General features: G+C 58.0%; 22 protein-coding genes and 1 rRNA gene. 4 read left to right on the top strand and 19 right to left on the bottom strand.

The window, feature by feature from the left end:
* Positions 1-60: ribosomal RNA gene (locus tag ACI5FR_RS33345) — 16S ribosomal RNA — on the bottom strand; the annotation flags it as partial.
* 284 nt (positions 61-344) lie between these two features.
* Between ACI5FR_RS33345 and ACI5FR_RS33340 the strand changes: the two genes are divergently transcribed.
* Together ACI5FR_RS33340 and ACI5FR_RS33335 are read left to right on the top strand one after the other, a co-directional pair.
* Positions 345-1,244: an AraC family transcriptional regulator gene (locus tag ACI5FR_RS33340; protein ID WP_405462640.1), complete on the top strand. Its 900-nt coding sequence runs from the start codon at positions 345-347 to the stop codon at positions 1,242-1,244.
* Between the two features lie 95 nt (positions 1,245-1,339).
* Positions 1,340-2,311 carry a phytanoyl-CoA dioxygenase family protein gene (locus ACI5FR_RS33335; protein ID WP_405462639.1) on the top strand — a complete coding sequence of 324 codons (972 nt, stop codon included), beginning with the start codon at positions 1,340-1,342 and terminating at the stop codon, positions 2,309-2,311.
* A 33-nt stretch (positions 2,312-2,344) separates the two neighbouring features.
* On the opposite strand, the gene ACI5FR_RS33330 is transcribed toward ACI5FR_RS33335, so the two are convergent.
* The 3 genes from ACI5FR_RS33330 to ACI5FR_RS33320 all read right to left on the bottom strand — a co-directional run bounded on the left by ACI5FR_RS33330 (position 2,345) and on the right by ACI5FR_RS33320 (position 5,515).
* Positions 2,345-3,154 (bottom strand): anti-sigma factor domain-containing protein, encoded by an 810-nt coding sequence (locus tag ACI5FR_RS33330; protein ID WP_405462637.1) that lies wholly within the window; start codon positions 3,152-3,154, stop codon positions 2,345-2,347.
* On the bottom strand, positions 3,151-3,726 hold the full coding sequence (locus tag ACI5FR_RS33325) for an RNA polymerase sigma factor (protein WP_405462636.1): 576 nt from the start codon (positions 3,724-3,726) through the stop codon (positions 3,151-3,153). The genes ACI5FR_RS33330 and ACI5FR_RS33325 overlap by 4 nt, the downstream gene beginning before the upstream one ends.
* A gap of 178 nt (positions 3,727-3,904) precedes the next feature.
* Positions 3,905-5,515, bottom strand: coding sequence for a plastocyanin/azurin family copper-binding protein (locus ACI5FR_RS33320; protein WP_405462635.1), 1,611 nt, complete (start codon positions 5,513-5,515; stop codon positions 3,905-3,907).
* 223 nt (positions 5,516-5,738) lie between these two features.
* Here ACI5FR_RS33320 and ACI5FR_RS33315 point away from each other — a divergent pair, with 223 nt between their 5' ends.
* Positions 5,739-6,026, top strand: a complete 288-nt coding sequence (locus tag ACI5FR_RS33315; protein WP_405462634.1) for a hypothetical protein — start codon at positions 5,739-5,741, stop codon at positions 6,024-6,026.
* Between the two features lie 43 nt (positions 6,027-6,069).
* Here ACI5FR_RS33315 and ACI5FR_RS33310 read toward each other — a convergent pair whose 3' ends face one another.
* The 4 genes from ACI5FR_RS33310 to ACI5FR_RS33295 form a co-directional block, all read right to left on the bottom strand.
* Positions 6,070-6,825: a hypothetical protein gene (locus tag ACI5FR_RS33310; RefSeq protein WP_405462632.1), complete on the bottom strand. Its 756-nt coding sequence runs from the start codon at positions 6,823-6,825 to the stop codon at positions 6,070-6,072.
* 321 nt (positions 6,826-7,146) lie between these two features.
* Positions 7,147-8,550, bottom strand: a complete 1,404-nt coding sequence (gene pepV, locus ACI5FR_RS33305) for a dipeptidase PepV (protein ID WP_405462630.1) — start codon at positions 8,548-8,550, stop codon at positions 7,147-7,149.
* 12 nt (positions 8,551-8,562) lie between these two features.
* On the bottom strand, positions 8,563-9,906 hold the full coding sequence (locus ACI5FR_RS33300; RefSeq protein ID WP_405462629.1) for a DUF455 family protein: 1,344 nt from the start codon (positions 9,904-9,906) through the stop codon (positions 8,563-8,565).
* Between the two features lie 43 nt (positions 9,907-9,949).
* Entirely contained in the window at positions 9,950-11,602 is a 1,653-nt protein-coding gene (locus tag ACI5FR_RS33295; RefSeq protein WP_405462628.1) for a hypothetical protein, read from the bottom strand.
* Positions 11,603-11,828: 226 nt separating this feature from the next.
* Here ACI5FR_RS33295 and ACI5FR_RS33290 point away from each other — a divergent pair, with 226 nt between their 5' ends.
* Positions 11,829-12,899 (top strand): M42 family metallopeptidase, encoded by a 1,071-nt coding sequence (locus ACI5FR_RS33290; protein ID WP_405462626.1) that lies wholly within the window; start codon positions 11,829-11,831, stop codon positions 12,897-12,899.
* Positions 12,900-12,994: 95 nt separating this feature from the next.
* On the opposite strand, the gene ACI5FR_RS33285 is transcribed toward ACI5FR_RS33290, so the two are convergent.
* The 11 genes from ACI5FR_RS33285 to ACI5FR_RS33235 all read right to left on the bottom strand — a co-directional run bounded on the left by ACI5FR_RS33285 (position 12,995) and on the right by ACI5FR_RS33235 (position 26,335).
* Positions 12,995-13,378, bottom strand: a complete 384-nt coding sequence (locus tag ACI5FR_RS33285) for a VOC family protein (protein WP_405462625.1) — start codon at positions 13,376-13,378, stop codon at positions 12,995-12,997.
* A 72-nt stretch (positions 13,379-13,450) separates the two neighbouring features.
* Entirely contained in the window at positions 13,451-14,326 is an 876-nt protein-coding gene (locus tag ACI5FR_RS33280) for a helix-turn-helix transcriptional regulator (RefSeq protein WP_405462623.1), read from the bottom strand.
* Positions 14,327-14,892: 566 nt separating this feature from the next.
* Positions 14,893-16,074: a mandelate racemase/muconate lactonizing enzyme family protein gene (locus ACI5FR_RS33275; RefSeq protein WP_405462622.1), complete on the bottom strand. Its 1,182-nt coding sequence runs from the start codon at positions 16,072-16,074 to the stop codon at positions 14,893-14,895.
* Positions 16,071-16,997 carry a dihydrodipicolinate synthase family protein gene (locus tag ACI5FR_RS33270; RefSeq protein WP_405462621.1) on the bottom strand — a complete coding sequence of 309 codons (927 nt, stop codon included), beginning with the start codon at positions 16,995-16,997 and terminating at the stop codon, positions 16,071-16,073. The genes ACI5FR_RS33275 and ACI5FR_RS33270 overlap by 4 nt, the downstream gene beginning before the upstream one ends.
* Positions 16,998-17,040: 43 nt before the next feature.
* A complete protein-coding gene (locus ACI5FR_RS33265; protein ID WP_405462620.1) occupies positions 17,041-18,198 on the bottom strand; it encodes a mandelate racemase/muconate lactonizing enzyme family protein in 1,158 nt (385 codons plus the stop codon).
* Complete coding sequence (locus tag ACI5FR_RS33260; protein WP_405462618.1) at positions 18,195-19,019, bottom strand: SDR family NAD(P)-dependent oxidoreductase; 825 nt, start codon at positions 19,017-19,019, stop codon at positions 18,195-18,197. Before ACI5FR_RS33260 ends, ACI5FR_RS33265 begins: the two co-directional genes overlap by 4 nt.
* A 185-nt stretch (positions 19,020-19,204) precedes the next feature.
* Positions 19,205-20,815, bottom strand: coding sequence for a response regulator transcription factor (locus ACI5FR_RS33255; RefSeq protein ID WP_405462617.1), 1,611 nt, complete (start codon positions 20,813-20,815; stop codon positions 19,205-19,207).
* Between the two features lie 11 nt (positions 20,816-20,826).
* On the bottom strand, positions 20,827-22,560 hold the full coding sequence (locus ACI5FR_RS33250; protein ID WP_405462615.1) for a sensor histidine kinase: 1,734 nt from the start codon (positions 22,558-22,560) through the stop codon (positions 20,827-20,829).
* A 265-nt stretch (positions 22,561-22,825) separates the two neighbouring features.
* Positions 22,826-24,418 carry a type 2 periplasmic-binding domain-containing protein gene (locus tag ACI5FR_RS33245; RefSeq protein WP_405462613.1) on the bottom strand — a complete coding sequence of 531 codons (1,593 nt, stop codon included), beginning with the start codon at positions 24,416-24,418 and terminating at the stop codon, positions 22,826-22,828.
* 79 nt (positions 24,419-24,497) lie between these two features.
* The gene (locus tag ACI5FR_RS33240) at positions 24,498-25,370 is read right to left on the bottom strand and encodes a carbohydrate ABC transporter permease (RefSeq protein ID WP_405462611.1); all 873 of its coding nucleotides are present in this window, start codon (positions 25,368-25,370) and stop codon (positions 24,498-24,500) included.
* 14 nt (positions 25,371-25,384) lie between these two features.
* Complete coding sequence (locus tag ACI5FR_RS33235; protein WP_405462610.1) at positions 25,385-26,335, bottom strand: ABC transporter permease; 951 nt, start codon at positions 26,333-26,335, stop codon at positions 25,385-25,387.
* Between the last annotated feature and the right edge of the window lie 590 nt (positions 26,336-26,925).

Raw genomic sequence — 26,925 nt, 5'->3', positions numbered from 1 at the left:
TTGCATGTATTAGGCACGCCGCCAGCGTTCGTCCTGAGCCAGGATCAAACTCTCCATAAAGGATACATCTGATTAAAAGCTCATTTCAAAACTAGCTTGTTTGCGAACCGAAGTCCGCTATACTTGCACGCTCGTTGTTCAGTTTTCAAGGAACAATCTCGATTTCGTTCGCCGCCCGCATCTCTCGCGGCCGGAATTACAATATAGCACGTCCGCCAACACCACAGCAAGCGGTAAAATATTACAGACAACCCTCTTTCCATTCACCTTCAGCGTGTACGTAATTCTGCGTTATAATGAAACCATCCAGGCTTACACATAATAAGGAACGGAGGCAGAACCGCGTGTATCCCCCTTCCATCCGCTTTCATGTCGCGGGCGACGTCACGGTTAAGGCCGGCCACACGCTCGGGCCTCGTCAGATCCCGGACTACGAGCTCGTTTATTTTCCCGTCGGCAGCCGGACGGTATACGCCATACATAACTGCGAACATCGTCTCGATCAGCCTTGCGTAGTTTTCACGCGGCCGGGCGAATCGCACCAATACCGCTTCGATCCCCAAGCCCCATGCCGGCACTTATTCATTCATTTTGATATAGAGGAGCAGTCGAGCCTGAAGCACTTCCGCATGGTAACAGACGCCGCGTGCAGCGTCATCCCTCTCCAGGACAGGTCCCTTCTGCCGCAGCTGATGAAGCAGATGCTCTACATGTTCCATGTCCAGCCCGCCCGGTGGAAGTCGCTCGCGGAGACGCTCCTGCACTATATGCTAGAGGAGCTGGAGTGCGCCCTCGAGCCCACGGCCAACGCCTATGACGAACAAAAAATGCCCCCGCAGATCTCGAGCGCCCTGCACTACATCGATGCCCACGCCCGAGAACCGATCGATGTCGAGCAGCTGGCCCGGCAAGCGGGTTGGTCGCACGAGCATTTTACGCGCACGTTCCAGCAGCATGTCGGACACTCGCCCAAGCATTGGATCAACAAGCGCAAAATGGACGTTGCCGGTCAGCTGCTGCTCCAGCAATCGGACAGCGTCAAGCAAATCGCACGTACGCTCGGGTTTGCCGACGAGTATTATTTTCACCGGCTGTTCCGGCGCATGATGGGAATGACCGCGACCGAATATCGGCGCAAGTACAGCGACGCGCGCATGCGCGACCTGGCCCCTCCGGACGATTGGGGCCGGTTTTATCCATTGAACCACTATTTCGTCCTGATCGATCACAACGTCAGTACCTAGATCAAATTTGTCCATCATTCCATCGGCTGCGTGCATTGCCGGTACCCGCATTTTCCCCGACAATAAAGATGTTCATATGAAAGGAGTGCTGGGAGATGAGCGAGTCAACCGCCGTGCAGCGGCAACGATACGCCGTGTCGATCGAGCAATACGCGGATTATCACCGGAACGGGTACTTAATCGTAAAAGGACTGTTGAACGAGACCGACGTGGAGCGGTTGAGAAGCTGGACGGACGATATTTATTCCGGGCGCATTACCGAGCTGGATCACTTGTCGCCGGATCACCCGTGGATGAAGGATCAGAAGAAGACGGAACGGCTGTCCTCGGCACGGATGCACATGCCGCATCAACACAACGTGACCGCCGAATGGGGCTTGCTGCACCCTCAGGTGTTGGACGTATTGGAAGCGCTTATCGGGCCGGACGTCCTGGCGCTGCAGTCGATGCTGTTCTTCAACCCTCCGGGCAAAGGGGGCCAAGGCTGGCACCAGGACTCGTTCTACATCCAGACCCAGCCGGACAGCCTCATCGGGGCCTGGATCGCGCTCGACCGGGCCGATGAAGCGAACGGCTGCTTGTGGGTCGCCCCCGGCTCCCACTGTGAGCCGATTTATCCGCCGCCGGTCGCCCGCAAAGGCTACGTCCACGCGGACGAGCGGCACATTCAGGGACTCGTGCCCGCCAGCGCCCCGAGCGTGATGGACGACGAGGTCAACAACTTGTCCCAGGTGGCGAGCAAATATGGGCCGGCCGTTCCGGTCATCGTAGAGCCGGGCGACGTCGTCTTCTTCCACTCGCACCTGCTGCACCGCTCCTACCGCAATGAAACCGCCGACCGGTTCCGGCGCGCCTACGTGCTGCACTTTTGCAATGCCCGATCCTGGGTGCCTTGGCATGGGTCGAACCAGAACCACATCCTAGCCAGAGGACGGACACACCTCCCGTTCGCCTCGCCCAAGCTGGGGACACCGGTAGAGCTCACCCCCGAGCCGGAGAGCGGGGACGACCAAGGGTCCATGATGGTTGCGATGCCTGGCGGTGATATGGGCAAGCTGGAAATGTGAAATGAACCCCGCAAAGTGAAGGTGCTCGGCACGTTACGTGCCGAGCACCTTTTTGCCTCGAGGCTGCGTCCCTTCCGGGTCGGGCTCGAGCGTAATGCCGATCGTGTCGAAATCGCGGCCCACCCCCGCGCCGAACGTGAACGTCAGGACGCCGTTGCCGAGCGAGTCCACCCGGAACGTCCCACCGTTCACCCGGTTGCCGCTCTTCACGATCCACACTTGGTACGCCTGCTCACCCTGAAGCGCGGGCAGGCCGCTCGCTTGCAGCACGAGCTGCAGGTTGTCGCCGTGCTGCATCAGGGACGCGACGCCAGAGGCCGAAGGGCTCGCGGCGTCGAACGAGCGCAAGCTGTAGCGGCCTACGACCTGGCTCGGCTCGCTCAAGCCCGGCGGCCCGACGGGAGCCGGGCCGCCCCATTGCGTAGCGCCGTACCAGCCGGCGCTGCCGACGATTAGCATCGCCGCGAGCATAGCGGCAATCGCATAGATTCGGCGCGGGCGAGCGGGCACAGGCACGCGCCGGAGGGATGATCCGCTGGAGGGACGATCCGCGATCGCACCTTCTCCAGCGCTGCGGAACCCTCGCGATGCCGTATCAAGAGCCTCGCGTGTATCGCCCGCTTGCATGGAGGCGGCCAATATTTCGCCCTTCCATTCGGCAGGCGGTTCCAGCTCCTCCATCGCATAGGGCAAAGCGTCCCACGTCTCGTTCAGTTCCTTTAATTCCAGCTGGCAGCTCGGGCAAGCCGTAAGATGTTGATCGAATGCTTCCCGCTCCGGCTCCGTCATTTCCTTCAGAAAATAAGGCACTAGTTGATCGCACGGCCCACCGCTCGGATTCATTCGATCACCTCCTCTCTCACAGATGCCATCTGCTTGCGCAGCAATTTCAATGCCTGGTGCAGCCGGTTCTTGATCGTCCCTAACGGTTCCCCGCTGCGTTCGGCGATTTCGCTTAACGTATAGCCTTCCCAATACAGCCAGCGGATGAGCTGGAGCTGGCGGTCGGTCAGCGCGCGGGACGCTTCCGCAAGCCGCTCCTTCAGCCACGTTCGGGACACGGCGGCCTCCGGGTGAAGCTGAAGATGATCCGGCAGCGACTCCCAAGCCGAAGGCTCGAACGGGACGACAGCCGGCTGGTTCCTTGCTTGGCGAAGCTGATCGATCACGATGTTGCGGGTAATCGTCAGCAGCCAATTGACGAATAAGCCCTTCTTAGCGTCATATCCGCTCTCCGTAGTCCACAGGCGCGTGAACACCAACTGGACCACTTCCTTCGCGAGCTGCGCGTCGGGGGTCGACTTCATCGCGAATGAGTAGACGAGCTTCGCATAGCGGTCGTACAGCATCTCGAGCGCTTCGCCTTGCTTGTCCCGCACCATCCGCATCAATTGTTCATCGGAATAGGGTTGCACGATAGAGACTCTCCCCGTGTCGAGTAACGGACCTCTTAATGAAGAAACGATGGTGTTTCGCCTCCTGCTCTAATATCCTTCGACAAAATCGTCGAGAATCCCTCTCCATGCCTCCTTATCCCAGTGACAAAAAAACGGCACTCCGGGAAACGAGCCGCGTCCGGGAGTGCCGATTCCTTTATTTGACGATAATTTTCCCCTTCATAAACTCTTTATGAGGTTCGCAATAATACGTGAATTCCCCGGCTTTGGTCAAAGTGATCGTCACGGACTGGTCTTTGCCGATCAGAGGAGTCGAGAACAGCGGTTTGTCCCCGGCCAGTTCATCGGACACGACGTTGTGCTGCACAGGATCCCGGTTCGTGAACGTAATGCTGGAGCCGACTTCAACCGTGATCTCCGGCATCCCGAACGCGAAATTCGCGATGTCCATCGTATAAACCTTGCCGGCCGGCTTCGGCTGCTCCACCTGTATCGTAGAAGTCGGGTCGAGCACGTACCACACTTTGCCAACGCCTTGACCGAGCACGTCCCCGGCTTTCTGATCCTTGATGTAATAGTATAGCGGCCAACCCTTGTACGTCGTCTGCTTCGTGCCGTCGTTGCGCACGATCGTGCCGAAATCTTCCATCTTGACGTCCCCGGATGTCGAGAGGTGCTCGGAATAAAAAATCGGCCAGTTCACTTCACAGTTCCCGTAGCAGACGGAAGTGTCCTTCGTATCTTTCGTATACAAGTACAACGTCATGCCCTTCGCATCGGTCAGGAACTTGCCGAGGCCTTCTTGGGAACCGAGCGAGACGGAAGAGAAGCCCGCCACGTACCAAACGTTGTTCACCCCTTGACCGAGCACGTCGCCGGCTTTCGTATCCTTCACGAAGTAGTACAGCGGCATGCCCTTGTACGTCGTCTGCTTCTTGCCGTCCTCCCGAACGATGGTCTTGAAGTCCGCGGCATTCATCTCGTTGGAAACTTGGATGTTCTCGTTATAATAGATCGGCCAGTTGACGGCGCATTGGTCCTTGCAAGTGCTGACGTCCGTCGTGTCTTTGGTGAAATAGTACAGCGTCTTGCCGCTCTCATCGACCAGGTAGGAGCCGAGCATATGATCATGCGCCACGTTAATGCGGACGGCCTTGGCAAGACCGGCTTTGTCGGCGGCTACGACCTTGGCGTCGACGAGCGTTTGGACGAGCGTCTTGGAGCCGCTCTTGACGTTCAGCTTCAACGCTTCTACCGTGGCGGTCGAGATATGGCTGTTGCGCAGGCTGCCGGCTCCGGCAATCTGGGACAGGCCTTTCGTTTTCGCGTATGTAAGCACGTCGTTGTAGGAGAAATCCGCATCCTGCTTATAGCCGAGCGCTTCCAGCAGCACCTTGTAGTATTGCTGTGCGGTTACGCCTGAGAGCGGATCGAACTTGCCCTCCCCTGTCCCGGTCCACCCTAGAGACGGATTAGCCTTCAGGTAAGCGAGGATCGCTTTGTTGCTGTCACTGACCAGACTCGCGTCGGCGAAGTTGTCTTGCCCCTGGAAGCCGAGCGCCGTCTGCTCCAGCCCCTTGAGCCGCAAGAACAGAATCGCCGCCTGCAGTCGGGTCGTCGTCTTGGCCAAGTAGCTGGCGGTTACCCCGCTGCCGTCGCCTTGGAGCACCCCTAACTCCGTCACCACCTGAGCGTCCGTCTTCACGCTGGCTGCTGCGGGCGCCTCCGCGGCGAACGCTGGCATAGCGGCACTGAGCAGCATCGCCCCGGCCAGCACCAAGCCGGCCCATTTGCTTCGTTTGTTCATTCGGTTCTCTCCTCCCATAAAGTCGGCATGCCTGGATAGCATCGCTTTCATGAGAGTTAACGACGAACGGAAACGATCGGTTCGATTTATTTTGGCTTTTCTACAAAAAAAATAAAACGGCTGTCCACCTGCGCCGTCAATTCCATCAGCCTGGTACAACCTGTAACCCACATGCATAAGATACAGTACGGTTCACAATCCTTTCGCGGGAGGTGAGACGAACATGACCTTTATGCTGACCGATTATATGCTCTATGCAATGTGGGTCGTTCTTGGCTTGATGGGGCTTGATTTTCTTGTAGGTCTCTACAAAGCATTAAAAACGAACTCCATGATGCCTTCCGTCGTTCTGGGCTATCTGCTCGACACGCTGTACTACATTCTGCCTCTGTTCCTTCTGGCCAACATGGCACCGCTGGATCACACGGACTGGCTCTTGAAAATCGCCTACTACATCGGCGCCGTCGGCGTAGCGTGGAAGTACTTGCTGGACATCAAGAAGAAACTGTAACCGCGTTCCGATTCCTCACGTTAAAAAACCGTTCCGGTCGAAGCTACTTTTCGAGCGAACGGTTTTTCGCGGTTTGGGGGCGATGCTTATGCAGTTCCCCCCATACCGCCAACACCCCGTAGAAGGCGGTAATGACACCGGTAGCGTCCTTAACCGCATCGAGTGCGGCGCTCACGGATTCCTCGTACGGCCCTATCGTCTCCGCCGCGCTGATCACGACGAATAGAACGAAAGAAAGGACGAAATTCACTACAGCCATGCGCAAGGACATGTCACGGAAGTTCACGGCGGCGCGGCCGCTGAATAAAGGCTCGATCCCGGCATAGATCCGGTGGCCGACGGCCCACAGAGCGGCGTTCGTCAGCACAAGGAAGCAGTACAACAGGAAGGCGGAGGAGACGGCCGGGCTTTGGAGCCGCAGCTCCGTCCAATAATGGGACACCGCCCAGCCGGCGGTCATATAGAGGCCGAAGGAGCCGATCAACCCTAGCAGAGCGCAGATCGATAGGGTCATACCGAGCGTGAGAACGCCTTTGCCCTTGCGGATAAGCGCTACATAGACGATAGCCGGGAGCAGCATAATGAGACTGACGATAAAAAAAACTTTCGCCCACCGGCTCTCCCGCCAAGGAATCGTGAGGAATAAAACCGCCATGACGAGCAAGCCGTAATCGGCTATAATCTGCATTAGATTGGAGATGACGTCGTCCGGCTTCACGAGCGGCTTCGCGGCTGCGAGCCAAACGAAGCCTGCCAAGAGCAGCGCCCCCAACAATGTCAGGCATAGCTTGATTTTCAAAATGGCCCCCCCCCCCAAACGACTAATATTATAATCTACGAATTGGGAAAAGTTAGGTTCCAAGAGAGAACAGGATCCTTCCTTCCGGAAAGCGAGGCCCTCGGTGAAATACGAAGAAAGACAACCCGGCCCCGGGCTGCAGCCGTTCGTCAAATGCATCTGGCAGTTGGACCGCGAGTACAAGGCCGGTGAAATTGTAAACCTGCGCTTGCATAATTGTAATCATTAGCTTACTAGCCTTGCCGAGCGGCAAAAAAAGGGCAATCCTGGGGGTCATCGTTGCGTTGGCCCCTCCGGGACTGCCTTTTTTATCAGCATACGCTATTCTTCATCCGTACGGCTCAACTCATAGAGTGCTTGCAGGCATATTTCTCCATGCCGCATCATGTCCTCGATCCCGACGAATTCGTCGGGCTGATGCGCTCGCGTGTCCGTCCCGCGAAAGCCTGCGCCGAACGCCACTCCTCGGCCCCGCAGCTTGCGCGCATACGTGCCGCCGCCGATCGAGAGCAGCTCGGCCCGCTCGCCGGTTACCGCTTCATACGCCCGGCTCAGCTTACGGATGAGCGGCTGGTCGGGTGCGACATAGAGCGGCAGCAGGTGATCGGTCACCTCCAGCGCAATCCCGGCTTCGGCGGCTGTGTGTCGCAGCCGTTCGATGATCCGCTCGCCGTCCTCGGTGACCGGGATCCGGACGTTCAAGATCGCTTCCGCGCTCTCCTCGTCGAGCCGGATCTGCGCGAGATTGACGGTCAGCCGCCCATGGACCGGGTCGCTGTAGGAAATCCCGAGCGACTCGCCGAACGCTTCGAAGCCGATGGCATTGCGGAGGAAAGACACGAAGCGGTCCTCCGGCACATCCGCGACAACCGCGTGCAGGAACTCCGCCATGTGGGCGATCGCATTCACGCCCGACGGCGGGTAAGAGCCGTGACCGCTTCGGCCGGCGGCGGTGAGCACCAGTCGCGAGGACCGATCCGGCCCGCTCACTTGTATGCGCGGATGCTCGTTCGCAACAACGGTGAGCCGCTCTAACGCACCATCACCGAGCTGCAGCAGAGCAGTACAGCGCTCCGGCACTACATTTGGGGCCGTACCGCCATCCATCCTCAGCAGCGAGGGCCCGATGCCGGACCCGATGGCACGTTCGGCGGACAAGCGGATGACATAGTAGCCTTTCTCCGCGTTGATGATCGGGTAGCCCGCGTCCGGCGTGAAGGCATAGTCCGGCACTTCTTCTCGGGCGAAATATCGGTCCAGATCCGTCATCCCGTTCTCTTCGTTCGTGCCGAAGATGATGCGGAGGCGCCTCTGCGGCTCAAGGCCGAGGTCCCGGATCGCCTTGAGTGCGAACAAAGCGACGACGGCAGGCCCTTTGTTATCGGAGGCGCCACGGCCGTAGATGCGGCCGTCATGAATGTCGCCGCCCAAGGGTGGGTACGACCAGCCGGTGCCTTCGGGCACCGTATCAAGATGCACGAGCACGGCCGCCAGCTCCTCGCCGGAGCCATATTCAACATGGCCGGCGTATCCGTCGACATTCGCCGTGCGGAAGCCCATCTCCGCTCCAAGCCGCAGCATGTAGTGCAGGGCCCGGTCGATTTCTTCGCCGTACGGCTGACCTGGCCTGCCTTCGCCTGCTACACTCCGGATGCGGACAAGCGCTTGAATCTGCTCGACAATGTCCCGTTCATATCGGCGGATGTTCGGTCCGATCAGCTTCATCGTCGCCGCCTCTTAATACTTGTCGTACTTCAGGTCCATTGTGGCAAAGCCGCAAAACTCCGGGAACTTGTGCAGCACTTTGTCGATCTGCTCCTGGCTGTAGCCCATTTTCCGCAAATGCATCTGCTTGACGGTCTCGGCCGTGTTCTGCGCGGAGACGAAGTCGTCCATGTGCTCGAACAGCTTCGCCCCCCACTTCTGCCCGAATGCCACATGCAGCCGTTCGTCGGCGATATCGTACTCAGACTGAATCGAAGAAAGCGGGTCGCCGAATTCCATGAACGCGGTGATCGACTTCCGCTTCTTGATGAACGAGCAAGGCTCCATGACCATCGTCAGGCTGGAGTAGAACTCCGGGAACACCTGCCGCATATTCTCCGGTGTGGGCGCCGTCGACGGATGCCAGGAAAAATCCTCCGTGCGGTAGCCCATCTGCATAAGCCGCCGCACCCCCATTTGGCTGTGTCGCACCTCGTCCCACGTGTGGCGCGCCACGTCGAGGTAGAAGTCGACCGGCATCCGCTGAACTCCGTAATACAAATAGGCCAAGCTCTCTACGGCCGACATCTCGCTCGCGTTGATGAAGATCATATGCTTCACGCTGTCGTACGTGGGCGATTTCGGATCGAACATGGCGCTCTTGTACTTCTTCAAGTCGACGTGCGGGTATTTGGGATCATTGGCCGGGTGAAGCGGGATCGGACCGGCCGGCTCGGCGACCGGATGGTCGGGCCAATTGAGCTCCCCGCCGGCTGGCGTCGCCTCGGGCACCGTCCACACATCCTCGACATAGGCAAGCCAGCGCCGATAAGCCTCGAGCTTCTCCGCGTCTTCGACATAAGCGAACTTCACATACGGGATGCCCCAGCCGTACAGCTGCTCCTTGTCGAGCTCAATATAGCGCAGCTTGTCGAACGTGGGGGCATCGAGGATCGGGTCCAGCGTCTCGCGGAACGCCGTGTATTGCTCATAGAGCTTCGACACGAGGAACTTGTAGCCGGCCGCGAATTCGATCAGTCCGGCGGCAAGCGCGATACGCCGGCACGCTTCCTGCAGCCCGCTCGGCGTCCAAGCCTTGTCGCCGATGTCGGCGCCAGGCAACTCGCGGATCCGCTCGCGCAGCTGCGCCATATGCTGCGTGTGCAGGTACGACATGCGCACGAGCTCGCCTTTGATCTCCCAGTCCGGCACTGCCGGCACCCAGCCCATCGTTAGCCGGGACAGCTCGAATTCAAGCCAAAACACCTGCTTCAGCAGCCTGGCCGTATCCACGGGACGCAGCAGCGATCCCCGATAAGCCGAGGGCGCCTCTAAAAAGCTGTAGTCCGTCACATCCACTTCCACTTTTTTTGCCATCTATCCGTCTCCCCCTGTCCACTTTGCACCCAATCAACCGGCTTTACTGGTCGTAGCATTGAAACCGGATCGTTACATCGGTCGGCGTCACATAGTTCATCGTGACGTTCAGCGCATCCCGGTTTTCTTTTTCGTTCCGCATGAGAAAATCCTTGTGCTCCTTCGCCCCGGAAGAGATCCGGATGCAATCCCCGTCCACCTCGTATACGGCTTCACCCCGCACCAGTTGCCGGGTATAGGCGCTCGCCGTCTCCAGCCCTTCCCCCGTCAAGGAACCGGCCGGGTCGAACATGCAGACGGTCTGCAAATAAATCGCCGGGATGCCGACCGACCGAACGCGTACCTCCACCCCGTCGTCCAGCAGCACGAAATCGAGGCTTACGGGAAAATGCTTGACGTGCGTCTTCGTGCGGAGGTGATTCGGCATCCGGACGTAGCTGCCGTTCAGCCCTTCGGTATGCTCCCGCGGCAGCGGGTTGAAGTAGCAGCCCTCCAGCTCGATCTGCATCGTGTACCGGTTGTCCCCGGTCTGCCGAATGGTGGGAAACGCGATGCCCCCAACGCCGAACCAGCCGGCAGCCAGCTTCATGCCGTACATTCGCGCCTTGCCGTATTGGATGTACAGGCATTCGGGCTGGGCGGCCATCACCGTCACGCTCAGCTTGCCCCGTCGGTGCCGCAGCACCGAGGCTCCGTGGGGATGCCTCACCAGCTTACCGAGATAAGGGATCAGCTGCGGGACCGGCACCTCATGGCCTTCTCCGAACAGCACCGTGTACCGGTCCGACAAGGCCGGCGTGTCGTCCGGCAGCCGCATCGCCTCCGGCTCCAGCATGTGGTAGATGAGGGTACTCGAACCCTTCGGCGACGTCTCCTCGGCGATTCGGGCCATCGCGGCGAACACCGGATTCCCGTCCCGCACCGCCATCAGATGGCAGACGACATAGTACCAGTCGTTCATCATCCAGACCTGCCCCAAGTCCTGGCGGCCGGAGTATTCCGTCGCGATCGAATGATCGCCGTGAAGCATATAAGCCATCATGGACAAATTGCGGCGGATCGCCTCGAACGCCGGCTCGTAGCCGAAGATAACCCCGACGTCGTACAAATGTATCGCGCAGGCTCCGTTGTAAATGGCGTTGCTCCGTTCGGTCCATTCCCCGTACTCGGTTATGTCGAAGCCTTCATCGAGGAATTGAAACGCCCGTTCCCGGAACGCCTCGTCGCCGAAAATCTCATACATTTTGGCCAGCGCGCCTGCCATGACCCATCGATGATTCGGCGTGTGAATGCCCCCGTACAGCAGGCAAGGGCGCGCCCGCTCCATAAATGTATGAAGTCCGTCCCGGACTTCCCGGATCGATTCCAAGCCTGAACGCTCGGCGACCTGGTAGACGATGGACACGAGGTGAGTCTGGAACGCCGTATCCGGCGGGGAGTCGATGTTGCAGTTCACGAGCGAGACGCACCCGCTCTCCAGCTGAGTGAGCAGCAGCTGCCGCGTCGATTCCTGCATCAGCTCCACGAGTGCGGCATCCTGATAATAGCTCGATAAGGGTTGGCAAAATAAGGGCACCATCAGTGCAAGCGTGCCGAGGCCGAGCGGATCCGGCTCCCGCCCGTCGGCTATGTCCTGCTCCCGCTTCGCGAGGAACTGGCGGAGGCGGTCATCCTGTAAATGTATGAGTTGCTTCAATGGATCTCCGAGGGTGGTAGGCATGGGCTTCAACTCCAGTCATTATAGTCGGGAATTTGCTTCGCTCTTCCTGTTCGAGACGCTCGAGACCAGTATAGGGCAGCTTGAAAACGGTTTATATCGCGCTATCTTTACATTTTATTAGGTTTCTTGACCTGTGGGTTGACAGCCCGTTCGCCGACGTTTACGGTTAAGGCAAATCCCTCTCAGGAAAAGGAGCGTTACGATGAACCAACAAACATTGGAGCTGTTTCGAACGTTGACCGAGCTACCCGGCGCGCCGGGGTTCGAGCATGAGGTGAGACGGTTCGTTCGCGGACAAATGGAGTCCGTCACAGAGGAGATCGTGCTGGACCGGCTCGGCAGCATCTTCGGTGTGCTGCGCGGAGACGAGAGCGGGCCGCGGATTATGGTGAACGGCCACATGGACGAGGTCGGCTTCATGGTGACGATGATCATGGACAACGGCATGCTTCGATTCCAGGCGCTGGGCGGCTGGTGGAGTCAAGTACTGCTCGCGCAGCGAGTCCATGTCGTGACGAAGCAAGGGCTGCTGCCTGGCGTCATCGGCTCCACTCCGCGGCATCTGCTTGGCGATGCGGCCAGCAAGCCGGTGGAGATCGCGGGCATGTACATCGACATCGGCGCCGACAGCCGCGACCATGCGCTGGAGATGGGCGTTCGTCCCGGCTTGTCGATCGTGCCGGTGTGTCCGTTCACTCCGCTAGCGGACGGCAAGAAAATATTGGCGAAGGCGTGGGACAACCGGTTCGGCGTCGGCCTCGCCCTCGAACTGCTGCAGGTGTTCAAGGATGCCAAGCACCCGAACGTTCTGTATGCGGGAGCTACCGTCCAGGAAGAGGTCGGCTTGCGGGGCGCCCAGACGGCCGCCGACCTGATCAACCCCGACATTTGCTACACGCTCGATGCCGGCCCGGCGAATGATACGGGCGGCGACAAGTACGCCTTCGGCCACATCGGGAAAGGCACCGTTGTGCGCATTCTGGACAGCTCCATCGTCCCGAACCGCGCTCTGACCGAGTTCATCGTCGACACGGCGGAGACTCATCGAATCCCGTATCAGTACTTCGTCTCTCCGGGCGCTACCGATGCGGGCCGTGTGCATCTGCACGGTCGTGGCGTACCGACGGCGGCGCTTGGCATCTGCGCGCGCTACATCCACACGTCGGGCTCGATGATTCACACCGACGACTACGACGCCGCCAAGGAGCTTCTCATCCAGCTGGTCCGTGCCACCGACAAGACGATGCTGGAGACGATCACTTCGTTTGCTTGACGCGAAAGGCACGGAAAAGAAAAGATCGCCACTACCGGCCCGTTATCCGGCGGTTGGCGATCTTTTTGGTTATTTATCGGCGCGAGTTGTTGGGCTTACTCCAACGGCACTTCGCTCATGATCGCAAGCAGGTTACCGTCGGGGTCCGAACAGAACGCCATCCACGTCTCAGCTGAGCCGAGCTTGCCCACTGGATGCGGCTTGCCGCGAAACTCGACGCCGCGTTCAAGCAAGAGCTCGTAAGCGGCATGGATGTCCGGCACTGTGTAGTAAAGAGTCGAGGCGGGATGATCGAACTCCGGCTTTTCCGGGACGGAGAGCAGCAGGCGCAATCCGCCGACTGCGAAGAATGCCATGTTTCCTGCTTGAAACAGAAGAGGAAGCTCCAGTGCATCACGGTAAAAAGCGACGGCGCGCGGAACGTCCCGAACCGTCACGGCCACTTGGCCGAGTCTTTGAATTTGGAGCGAAGAAGACATACGATTGAACACCTCACTTTGATAGATATGTGTTAATTGTACTTGTAGATGTTCAATGGAGCTTCTTCGAAATCACCTTTTTTGAGAGAAGGCGGACGGGGACCGTCCGAACCTGCGTTTAAACAGTGTGCTGAACGAGCCCACGCTGGAGAAGCCTACGAGTAAGCACGCATCGGTCACTGATCTACCGGCCAGGAGCAGCCTTTCCGCTTCCAGCAAGCGCAGCTCGGCAGCATGACTGGACGGCGAAGTGCCATAGACGCGCTTGTACGAGCGGAGCAGATGGTTCGGGGACAAGCACGCTGCGCGGGCGATGTCGCCGAGGGTCAGCGGTTCTTTATAGCAGGTACGTACGTATTCGTGCGCAAGTCGCACCCTGCGGTAGAGCTCGGCGCGCGTCGACCATTTAGCAGCAGGTAGTCTCTCTGCTTCTGCTATGACACCACGGTGGACTAGAAGCAAGGCCGCGGCAATTTCATGTGTCCGTTCCTCCAGCCAGAGCGGATCGCCGTGCAGCTCGGGTCCACTTGCTTTCAGCCGGCTTATGAGCGGCGTTATCCAGCGATCCGCAGCATACGTCCGGACAAGAAAATCCACAGCATCGCCAGCGGAGTCGGCGGGATCGGGCATGTCGAGCAGGGAGGACATTGAAGCCGTCAAGCTGCGCCGCACCTCCTCCGCCGCTCCCGGCGAGAAGAAGACGCAAAACGATGAAACGGGCGTGTCGGACTCGATCATGATCTCATAATGCTCATCGTGATTCAGAATCAAATAGGAGCCAGGCCCGACAGAGAACATTCCGCCATTTGCGCGATAATACGCCGTGCCTCCTTCGAACGTCTTGATAGATAACGGACCGATCCCTTGCCAATGATGAAACCGGCTAGTGGCCCGGAGAATGTGGCTGTGCGCCAAGCTTGGGTAACGTTGGGCTGTCTGCGTCCTCACGAATGCACCTCCGCGATCGACCTGCTCCATTTTTCTCCAGTGTAGCAGAAAAGCTTTTGATAACAAGGTCTTGAGGCAGTGTAATGGGGAACCTCCCTCACTTTTGAACGAAAAGAGAGAAATGATGCGCTAGAAGAGGAAAACCTCAGATTGTTTAGAAAAGCATGCCGGGAGAGCTTCGTGTAATTCGATTTTGCCGACTTGGGAGACGCAACCGAAACATTAATGGGGATGCAATTCGATTTTGCCTATTTAGAACGCATTCTGACGGGGCTAGGGCTCCAACAAGTAGCTCCAATTCGACAAAATCGAATTAGAACTCGATCAGAGTCAAGCTGCCCTCGTGCAATTAGGCGAAATGGAACTACAGGGCAGGCAGAGGGAGTGGAGAAGCGGAGCGTCCGCCTTTGAAACCTTGTGCTCACCTTAGTTGATTCCATCAAAGCACATGATTTCAACAGCGGTCGGAACCCCTCTGCCTGCCCTCCCCACGCGCCTAACGGTACGCCACGACCAAGAACCTCTGGAGGACTGCTCCAGAGGTCTCCGCGAAAGCACAAGTTTTATTATTGCTTAATATCCGCATACTGCGTGACGAACGGCCGGAGCGCCGCCTCGTCGATGAACACGCCCAGACCCGGGTCGTCCGGAACCTGAATGTAGCCCTTCTCCAGCTTGAATGACGCTTCGGAGTACGCGGCCGCGGCACGAAGCCCATTCGGCTGATACTCGAAAATAAGGAAATTCGAGACCGCAGCCGACACATGGACCGTAGCGGCCGTGCCGACGAGCTGGTGCACGCTCAGATGCGGCGCGAACATCAAGTGATGCGCTTCGGCGTAATGGGCGATGCGCATCATCTCCGAGATGCCGTTGCGCCCGAGATCGGGCTGCGCCACCTCCAGCGCGCCGGCCGAGATCCAGTCGCGGAACGTGTAGATCGTGCGGAGCGGCTCGCCTACAGCGACGGCGGTGTCGATCGCTTCGGCCAGCTTGCGGTGGCCTTGAATGTCTTCGAAGACGAGCGGCGCTTCGAAGAACAGCATGTCGAGCTCGCCGAGCGCACGGCCCAGCGAGAACGCCTCGGAATGCAGGAACTTGCCGTGTCCGTCCAGCATGAGATCGAGCCGGCTGGCGTCGTACCGCTTCCGGATCGCCGTCAGCAGCCCGAGATCCTCCGTCTTGCCTTTGCCGAACGTATGAATCTTGATCGCATCGAACCCTTCCTCCAAGATACGGTCGACGCTCTCCAGCCGCTCCTCGGTCGTCCTCCCCGGCACGCTCGAGCAATAGCAGCGCAGCTTGTCGCGATAGGAGCCCCCCAGGAGCTTATAGACGGGCATGCCCAGTGCCTTCCCCTTCAAATCCCAGAACGCGACATCGAGTCCCGTCATCGCGTCGACTAGATACCCACCGGTGTATCCGCGTTCCCGCAGCGTATCGAGCATTTGGTCCCACAGCACCTGGCTGTGGAAAGGATCGGCGCCCAGCGCGAGCGGGCCCAGATGGTCCTTCAGAATCGTGGCGGCCACTTCCGGATTCGTCGGCGCGAGCAGTTCGCCCCACCCTACGATACCTTCATCGGTCGTCGCTTTCACGAAGACGGTTTCCACATTGTTGGAATAAATGCAGGAGCGGCGTCCCACGTTGATATAATAATCCTGTGTCAAATAACGGCGGTTGCCCGCTGCCGGAGCCTGGGACGGTGGAATTTTGACGACGAACACTTCGATACGGTTAATTTTCATTGAGTCCTCCGGGCCGTCCAGTTCAGCGCGAGCAGATCGAGGCCTTGCAGAGTCTCCATGACTTCCTCAAGCGTTCGCGCGTCGATCGGAGCGTTCGGATTGCGGACATACGCGGAACGGATGACGCCGCCGGCCTTCAGCACTTCCTTATGGACGGCCATCGCCATGCCGGGAAGCGTGCCGATGCGCATGAACGGCAAATATTGATAAAACGTACGGCGGGCGGTTTCCCTATCCCCGGCTTGGAACGCTTGGTATATTTTCACGCACACTTCCGGAAATTCACAGGCAGGCATCGTCCCGACGGCGCCGCGCTTTAGCTCCTCGTAGAAGTACATGCCGTTCATGCCGCCGAATACGGTCAACCGGCCGTCGGACTGCTCCAGCACCTCCGTCGTCTTGGCCGGCGTAGGCGGCGCTTCGACCTTGACATACGCGATGTTCTCGAACTCCTTGGAGAGCTTCGCCATCAGCGCCGACGGAATGTTGACGCCGCTCGCGAGCGGAGCGTCCTGGATCATGATCGGGATGTCGACCGCTTTCGCGATCGCCGCGAAATAATCATAGAGCCGAGTCCCGTCCGGCTTCGCCATGTAAGGTGGCAGCACCATCAGCGCGTCCGCCCCGGCCCGTTCCGCCCGGATGCTGAGCTGTACGGCGACCTCCAGGCCGGTATGGCCGCTGCCGAATACTAACGGGACCCGTCCCCGAACTTCGTCGACGACGACTTCCGCGATGAGCGCTTTCTCCTCATCGAGCAGCGTATACATCTCGCTCGCCATGCCGAACAGGGCGATGCCGTCGACCCCGGCTTGCAGCTGGAAGCGAACGAGCTCGCGCAGGCTCATCTCGTCGACTTCCCCCGTTTCCGTGAACGGCGTGGCCAAGATCGGGTAAATGCCTTTCAAAATAGTTGATTTCATCCTGCACTTCTCCCATCTATATAGTCTAAAGTCCTGCAAACGATCAAGACGCCAGGTGCTCCTTCAGCTTCTCTTCATCGATCTCCACGCCTAGCCCAGGCCCGTCCGGCAGCACATAGCGGCCTTGCTCGCAGACGATCGGGGCTTTCAGCAGCTTGTTGGCCTCCTCAAGCACAGTCGGCTGATACTCCAGAATATGAAAATTGCAGATCGCCGCACTGACCTGCAGCGTAGCGGCCACACAGACACCGAGACCGACGCTGAGATGGGGAGCGATCGGAATGTTGAAGGCGTGGGCCAGCTGCGCGATCTTCCGCAATTCCGTAATGCCGGTTCTCCCTACATCCGGTTGAAGGATATCGGCCGCCCGAGGGATGAGCCTCTCCTTGAACTGGAAGCACGTCCGTTTCGCCTCGCCGATCGCGACGGCCATATCGAGCGCCCGGGCGATCTCGGCCGTACCCGCGATATCCTCAGGCGCCGTAGGCGCTTCGAGGAACTCCACGTTCAGCGCCTCCAGCTGGCGGCCGAGACGGATCGCTTCCGGCACGCTGTATTGCCAGTGGGCATCGAGCATCAGCCGGAACCCGCCCCCCAGCGCCTCCCGAAGGCGCCGCATCACTTCGACGTCATGGTCCACACCGTGTCCCAGATGGAGCTTGATCGCGGTGAAGCCCTTCGCCTTCCACTCGAGGGCGAGCTCGACTTGTTCCTCCAACGATTCACGTGGAAGGCCGGAGACGTACGCTGTCAGCTCTTGACGGTAGGCGCCCCCCAGGAGGCGATACACAGGGAGCTGGACGGACTTGCCGAAGATGTCCCACAAGGCGACGTCGACGGCGGTCATCGCATCGACCATGAATCCGGTGAAATGCCCCCGCTCCCGCATCGAATCGTACATCTTGTTCCAGAGCACATCGACATCACGCGGATCTTCCCCGAGCAGGAAAGGGGTGAACAATCGTCTCACGATCTCCCCGGTGACCTCCGGCACGACCGGAGCGAGCGCTTCGCCCCATCCGACAATCCCTGTGTCCGTCGTGATCTTCACAAGAAGCGTCTCCAGATGGCGTGAGTACACGGAGCGATAGTGGGGCCGCAAATAATAGTCATGGTCCTTCCTGAGCGTTCCCGGATCGCCCAGATAGACGGGGCCTCGCCGAATTTTGACCGGGTACGCTTCAATCGCCGTGATTTTCATGGACATCCTCCCTCACCGGATTCCAAACGGTATGCGCCCGGCTTCCAGCGAGCACGCAGCTCCGGCCGTACCAAGGCGCTTACGTTCTGCAATGTCGTCCCGCCATCAACGACCAGATCGACGCCCGTCACGAAGGACGCCCAGTCCGACGCCAGGTACACCGCCGCCTTGGCCACGTCCTCGACCCGCCCGGTCCGGCCCAGCGGGAAGCAATCCCGCAGAATCGCCTCGCGGCCGTCAGCCATTTCCTCCTCGCGAGGCTCCCGCTTCCGGGTAACGCCCGGCGAGATGCAATTGACGCGGATCCCGTACGTCGCGTATTCCATCGCCATTTGCTGGGTTAGCGCTACGACGGCGCCCTTGGAAGCGGCATACGCCGGCACGGAAGGGTTCATCCGGAACGAATTCACCGAGCTCATATTGACGATCGCCGGCGCGGCGGAACGTTTCAATAAAGGCAGCGCATATTTGCTGCACAAGAACACCGACGTCGCATTGACCGCCAGCGTGCGGTTCCAGGCGTCGAGGCTTAGCTGCTCGACCGAAGCGAACGTCGTAATGCCGGCGTTATTGACGAGGATGTCCAAACGCTCCAGACCGGCGAACGTCCGACGGACTGCTTCCTCATCGGTAACGTCCATAGAGACGAATTGCGCCTCGCCCCCTTGCCCCCGGATCCGTTCGGCCGTCTCTTTTCCCTCTTCGACGAGTACATCCGCCAGGGTCACCCCGGCGCCCATTTCAGCGAACTGCTGGGCGATCGCTCGGCCGATCCCGCGTGTCGCCCCGGTGATCAAAGCGGTTTTTCCGCTCAACAGCATGACCTACTCCTCCGTTTCTCTTGTATGGCAGTTCGGTTGGGCCGCTTAGACCACTCCAGTATAAGTCCGAGCCTGAGGCCGAAGTTTCGCGATCTATTGAATTTGTTCCGTAATTTTTCGCTGTTGCTGCCGGACGACGAAAAGACCTCCGGAAGCTCATCCTTCCGAAGGTCTCGCGGGCGCAATCAAGCCTGCCGCACCCGTTTGCGGTACTGCTTGGGCGAATACCCGGTGATCTGCTTGAACAAGGTGCAGAAGTAGGCTTCGCTCACGATGCCGACCGCATCGCACAGCTCTTGATTCGAGTAGTCCCGAACCTGCAGCAGCTCGAGGGATTTCTCGATTTTCCGCCGGTTGACGTATTCGACCATGCTCTCGCTCATTTCTTTCTTGAACAGGCTGCTGAAGTAGGCGGGGGCGAGATTGACGCAATCCGCCACTTCCTGCAGGCTGAGACGGCCCGCCAGATGGCGCTCGATATATTGCCGGGCCTTGACGATCTCTTGCCGGACGTATGGATTTCGCTCCTTCAGGCATTCCAGCAAATGCTCCCGGACGAAGTCCATTTGCTCCCGAAACGACATATACGCCATATTCCTTTCACCTAGCGGGGGCAGGGATGGCTTCCAGGAGCGGATTTTCCCTTTCGCCTCTTCCAGCAAGCCGCGGACGGCCGTGGTCATCGGCTCCCGCTTCAGCTTCAGGTCGATCGCCCGATTCTGGAGCATCGAGATCGAATCGGCGAGCGCCAGGGCGGACATGTCCGGCTCCAGCTTGGGCAGCAGCTCCTGAAACACCGATTGGACCGCATCGGCATGCTCTTCCCGGTAGACCTCCCGATGCGCCGGCGTCACGACCGATCCGGTCCCCCAGTAGAACGCGTCGTCGCAAGAGCTGCGGGCCTTCGCATAGGCGCCGATCATCGCGCCGAAGCCTTGTGCGGGCTCGCTGAAGCCTACCGAGACGTGCCGCTTGAGATAATGGCGGACGTTGGCGATCATCCGGCGGCCCAGTTCCTGGCATTGCCGCTCCCATTCGGAAGCGCTGCGGACATCCGGCAAGGACACGTAGCCAATGAACCGGCTCTCCTCCAGCTCGCTCGCGAAGCCCATGCCGAACTCGCCCACCGTCTCCTCCAGTATGTTGCACAAGCCGTATTTCAGGACGCTCTGGTCGGCCGAGTCGTACTCCGCTGTGAATGGATTATAGTCATTCATCTCGGCAACGAAGCAGCAGTACGAATCCGGATTCAGCTTCAGGCTGAACCGATGGGCGAATTCCGCCAAATTGGGGGACGGGACGGCGCCGCGGAACAAGTCGGAGAAAAACTGCTTGCGAACCCGGTGTCGAATTTCCAGCATGGAGCGATTCAGCTGCAGGACCTCGGTTTCGTTCCGCTCGGCTTGCTCGAGCCGGTCAGCCGCCTTCAGAAGCGCGTTCCGCAGATCGGCTTCGTTCAGCGGCACTTTGACGATATACTCCGTCACATCGCTCTGGATCGCCCGTTTGGCGTAATGAAAATCTGAGTAAGCCGACAAGACGATGAACACCGTTTTCGGCCGCCTCTTCTTCAGGGTCTCAATCATTTCCAGTCCGTCCATGCCGGGCATGACGATGTCGGTAATGACGATATCCGGCTGCAGCCCATCGGCCAGCTCAAGCCCTTCCTGACCGCCGTAGGCTTTCCCGACTAGTTGAAATCGAGCATCCCGATTCGCTTCCTCCTCGAAAACCTGCTCGAGCCGCTGCAAAATCAAATCCTCGTCGTCGACGATCAAACATCTGTAGGTTCTCATCCAAGGCACTCCTATCTCGGCAGCAGGGCCCGGACACACGTACCTCTTCCGGGTTCGCTTATGACGCTTAACCCGTAAGAATCGCCGTAATTCAGCCGGATCCGCTCGTGAATGTTATAGAGCCCGATTCGTTTACGTGTCCCCTTCTCCCTCATGTCCTCCGGGGGTGGATCCAAGAGCAGCAGCCTGCGCTCTTCCGTCATGCCGACCCCTTCGTCCTTGACCTCGATCGCGACCTTGTCGTCCAGCCGATAGGCGGCGATTGCCAGGCTGCCCTCCACGCGGCCTCCGGCATATCCGTGGAAGATCGCGTTCTCTACGATGGGTTGCAGCAGCATCCGGAATACCGGGAGCTCCAGCAGCTCCTCGTCTATGTCTTCTATGAGCGTAAAGTGCTTGTTGTAGCGAATGTTCTGGATTTGCAAGTAATCCCGCACATTGCGCAGCTCGTCGCGAAGCGTCACCTTCTCGGAGCTGTCGGCGATCCCGTACTCGAGGATGGAGATGAGCGAGCGGATCACCGGATCCACCTTATCCAGCTGTCCTAGCCGTACGACATTGCTGATCGATCCGAGCGTATTGTAGAGGAAGTGAGGGTTGATCTGCGCCTGCAGCATCTGGATCTCCAGCCTGCGCTGCAGCTCCTTGCCGTCGTCCAGATTGCGGATCAAGTCGGCGATGCGGCCGATCATCAGGTCGAACGTCCGGGACAAGTCCCCGAACTCGTCGTTCCGAGGCAGCGCGACTTGCACGTCCAGACGGCCGAGCTTGATCATATTCATTTTTCGTGCCAAGTAAGCGAGCGGCTTGCGAATATACCGCGTGACGACTGTCGCCACTAGGATGCTGAGCAGCAGCCCGATCGCAATGAGCCCGAAATAGTTTTTTTCGATTTTCTGAAGCGACCGTAGAATCCGGGAATCATCGCTGATCGACACCATAATCCAGTTAAAGCGCTGCGTCGACTGCAAGGTGACGGTTACCGGACGTCCGGAAGCGTTTTCAATCGGAATATAGCTTTTACCGGAGGCGAGCAGCTTCGTAGCCGGGATGCCGCCGATAGAGAACGTGCGCTCCTCCGGATACAAGTCCAGCAACCCTTTGCTTTCCTGGAAGCCGGACACGAGCATGCCCTGACTGTTCACCAAGGCCAGATTGAGCGATTCGGAGCGTGTAATCCGCAGCAGGTTGTCCTCCAGCCGGCGCATGTCCAGATCAAGCGCGACGACAATCGGAGGATTGGAGCCTGCCGCGTACCGGGCCATCGTCACCGTCCAGCCGGAGAATGTCGACTTGTACGGCTCGCTCACGACCGACTGCAGCCGGTTCCTCATCGCCAGGTCGACGATGGCCTGCCGCTCCGGGATCGGATCGTCCAGCGTACGCGTCATCGGGCTCGCGCCGATAATCGAGAGATCCTGGCGAATCAGATAAATATTGGAGACATAATCGAAGTTCGTCTCGAACAATTTGCGCAGCGGATCGCGAATGCCGTCCAGACGGTCGCCCTCCTCGGCGACGAGAAATTCAACCGAGAACAACAGCGTCTGAAGCGAGGAAAAATTGAGCGTCAAATACTGATCGACTTTAGATAAGATTTGGCTGATGTAGTAGGAATCATTGGCGCGAATTTCCTTTTCCACAAACCGATAGGATAATTCGCTGATGAGAGAAACGGAGCCCAATACGAACGCGAAGCAGATGAGAAACAATTTCCAAGTCAGTCCGCTGAACCAACGTTTCACCTTCTCCCGGGCCTCCTCTTATTTTTCCCCATCATAGCACGGAGCTACGAGATTGAAAACGTAATGAACCCCACAAAGTGATGTGGGCCTTCGGAGCTTACTCCATTAGAGCAGCTTGCTGCTCGCACCAATCGCAACGATTAACACACGAATGTACATCCTCGATCTTCTTCGAAAAAAAAAAGCGATTGGTATTACTTTGCGGGGACCCCGGAATTTAAAGCAAGGAGAGACGAGCAACCTCGACTCTCCGCTTAACCGTATCTTATTTGAGGATTCCTTGGTCCTTCAGTTGCTTCGTGACGCCATCCACGTAGCCCTTCAGGTTGAACTTGGTTTCCAGCGTCTTCACGTAGTTGTCCCAGTTCGCGATCGGTTCTTTGCCTGTGATGAATTTCAGCAGCGTCTCGTTTACATACTTCTCGCGGTCCATATAGAGCGAATCGTTCGTATCCGGCACTACGTAGCCGTTAGCCGTGTTCGTTTTCACATACTTCAGATACAGCTGCTGGAACTCGGCCGTCTTAGGATTTTGGAAGTTGAAGTAGTTGGCGTCGTCCGCCTTGCGCGGCAATTTGTAGTGGGCCGTCCAGAGATATTTGTCGCCGACTTCCTTCGGAGTCACGAGCCGTACGACCTTCCCGTCTTTCATGTCCCAATGTATGCCTTTGATCCCGTACGAGAACGTCGGGTAGGCCTCCTTGTCCGTGTACCAATATTGCAGCATATCGAAGATACGCTTCAGCTTCTCCGGATCGGCAGCCGCTTTCTTGGATATGGCCCACATGTTGTTCTGCAGGTTCTCGAGCCCGAGAACTTGCTCCCCGGAAGGTCCCTTAGGCGGCGCCATCGCGATCCACTCGGGCACTTCCCCGCCCACTTCCTTCATCTTATCTTGGGTTCCCGGCTCCATCGAGCGCCAATCGCGGACCATGATGCCGGTCTTGCCTTTATAGAACTTTTGCAAGAGCGCGTTGTTGTCGGCGATCGAGACCCAATCGGGGTCGATCACTTTCTCCGTGACCATTTTGTTCAGGAATGTGACAGCATCCTTCATCCGGGGATCGGTGTTATACACGACGAGCTTGTTGTCCTTCACGTCCACCGCATTCGGATTCACCCCGAACATCCACATAATAGTCTCGATCCCGAGTACCGCGCTCTGATTCACAAAGGAACCATCCTTTAGTACGCCAGTGACGAAGCCGTATGTGTCGTCTTTGCCGTTACCATCCGGATCTTTGAATGTGAACGCCTTCATGACTTCCAGAAGCTCATCGGATGTCGTAGGCACCTTCAGGTTCAGCTTCTTCAGCCAATCGTTGCGGATCCACCAGCCGTTGATGCCCTGCACGAGCTCGTAGCCCGGCACGCCGATCTGCTTGCCCTTATACTTCAGCGCGTTCCATGCATTCGGCTTGAAATACCCGTACAGGCCTGGGTACTTTTTGATGACTTCGTCCAGGTCGGCCAATATCCCTTGATCGTAGTATTGGACAGCGGCCGTTTTTTCCTTGAAGAAAATGAGGTCCGGCAAGTCCCCCGAAGCGATCTGCGTATTGAGCAAGTTGTTCTCCTGCCCGGGTTGAGGCACCGTCATCTGCAAATCGATATTCGCGGCCTTCTCCAGCATTTGACGCAGCGGATCTTCTTCGCGGGGAACGACGGGAGCCGTCTGGGTGAACGATCCCGCCTGGAACATCGTAATCTTGATCGGCTTCGCATTCGCTTCGCCGCCTCCGGTTCCCGACGGGGCAGCTCCCTTATCGCTAGTCCCGCCGCCGCTGCACGCAGACAGCACCGCACTGGCACTGAGGATGGCGGCAAGGCCCGTAAGCCATTTTTTGTTCGCTATCATACGACCTCTCCTTCGCATTGTAATCTAATGTATATCAGGGCAAGCCCTTCATACCGGAAACCGATCCCCGACGCTAAAGCTATCCTTTGATAGAGCCGAGCAGCACGCCTTTGGTGAAATGCTTCTGGATGAAAGGGTACACGAGCAGGATAGGCAGAGTCGAAAGCACCACGGCCGACATCTGCAGCGCCATCGTGCCGACAGGCTGGTCTTCGTTCAACAAGTCGTTGTTGAGCGACTGTACGTTCAGCAAGATGTTGCGCAGGACGACCTGCAGCGGCATCTGATCGGCCTTGTGAATGTACATGACGGCGTCGAAGTACGAATTCCAATGCCAGACGGCGTAGAACAGGCCGATTGTCGTCAAGACGGGGAGCGACAGCGGGACGATGATTTTCAGCAAAATGGACATATCCCCGGCTCCATCTACACGCGCGGACTCCTCGATTTCGACCGGAAGCTGCTCGAAGAACCCTTTCATGATGACGAGATTGAATGCACTGATCAGCCCGGGCACGATCAAGGCCCACACCGTATTCAGCATGCCGAGAGAGCGAACGAGCAAATAAGTCGGAATCAAGCCGCCGGAGAACAGCATCGTGAACACGACGTACAGCAGAAAGACGCTGCGTCCCGGCAAATACCTGCGCGACAGCGGGTAGGCGGTGATCGCGGTGAAGAACAGACTTAAGGACGTGCCGACTATCGTGCGGAACAGCGTGACTTGATAGGCATTCCAGAGACCGTGTCTCGGGGTCAGCATCTCCTTGTACGCGCTCCACGTTACGGCCTCGGGCACAAGGACGATTCCTTTGCGCACGATTTCCGCTTCCGGCGTGACGGAGATAACGACGACATACAGCAAGGGAAAGAAACAAACGGCGGAGATGAGGATCAGCAGCAGGTAAATGCCGCCGCTCCCCGCTCGTTCGCCTAATGTCATGGATTTCATGGGGCGGCCTCCTGCTACCAGATTTGTCCGTCGAATTTTTTGGCCAGCTGATTGGCCAGTACGACCAGGATGAAGCCGATTACCGCTTTAAACAAGCCCACCGCGGTCGCGAGCCCGATCTTCAGGCGCTCCAGTCCTTCCCGATACACCCATGTGTCGAGGATATCGATCTTCTCACTGTTGAACGCGTTCGCCATCATGAAGATTTGATCGAAGCCCGCGTCGAGTATATGGCTAAGCTTAATAATGAGCAACATGACCATCACGGTGCGGATGCCCGGAAGCGTCACGTGCCACAGCTGCCTCCACTTGCTCGCCCCGTCTATGCGGGCCGCCTCGTACAAGCTGGGGTCGATCCCGGCCAGCGCCGCGAGGTACAGAATCGCTCCCCACCCGATTTCCTTCCAGACGTCGGACGAGACGATCATGAATCGGGCCCACTCCGGCTCCGTCATGAAGGCGATCGGTCCTATGCCGTACGGCTTCAGCAGCAGATTGACGAACCCTTCGCCCGGAGCGAACAACGCCACCAGCAGGCCGTATACGATAACCCACGACAGGAAATGGGGCATATACGTAATGGTCTGAACGAACCGTTTGAACCAATGCTGCCGGACTTCATTCAGAAGCAGGGCGAGCACGATCGGCGCCGGGAACCCAAACACCAGCTTGTACAGGGAAATGAGAATCGTATTGCCCATAATGTCCCAGAAATAAACGCCGGTGATGAAATCTTTGAAGTTTTTCCAGCCTACCCAAGGGCTATCCCATATGCCGAGGGCCAGGTTGTAATTTTTGAACGCGATGACAATGCCGGCCATGGGGACATACTTGAACACCGTGAAATACAGCATGCCCGGGATGAGCAGCAGGTACAGCATTTTGAACCGAAGGAAAGCCCGGACACCCCTTCTGAGCAGATGCGGATGCGCTTTCGTGTATGGCCTGTGAAGTGCGGTTTTCATGGCGTGCGGTGTCTCCTTCCCTCCCGATGACACTAAGTATAAGGGATCGCGGAGAACGAAATATTCGAGATTTATTAAAAAACGTTCGAGATTTTTCGAGATCGAGGGGGAAGAGAATGCTTGCGGGGTGCACGGGGAAGAGGAGCTTCGGATCGAGGGGTAGGAGAAAAGCTGGCGGATCGAGGCAGGAGAAAGGCTGGCGGATCGAGGGGTAGGAGAAAGGCTGGCCCGATCGAGGCAGGAGAAAGGCTTCGAATCGAGGGCTAGGAGAAAGGCTTCCGGATCAAAGGGAAGAGAAAGCTTTGGATCGAGGTGTATCGAGTGAGTACATTCGTGCATTAGATTGAGGCTCTTCAAGGAGGTATCCTCGTCTAAAGGTTTTCAACCGGTGTTTTCCGATTCATCAGTTAGGCGATGTTTACTAATTGTATGTCTAAATTTACAATCTTGGCGCGACCCTACCGCAACACCGTCCGTTAGTAAGGCAAAGTTACGTTAATAGTAAGGCCGGGTGTTACTACTTAGGTGGCGCAAGATTAAAAGTGGAAATGCCCTCGATAGGCTAGCTGAAGGGAAGCAATAATCGGTCG

This window comes from Paenibacillus sp. HJGM_3, assembly GCF_045062745.1.
Classification (GTDB): Bacteria; Bacillota; Bacilli; order Paenibacillales; family NBRC-103111; genus Paenibacillus_AA.
The sequence above is the reverse complement of the archived record's forward strand: the minus strand, read 5'-3'. Positions and strand labels throughout refer to the sequence as shown.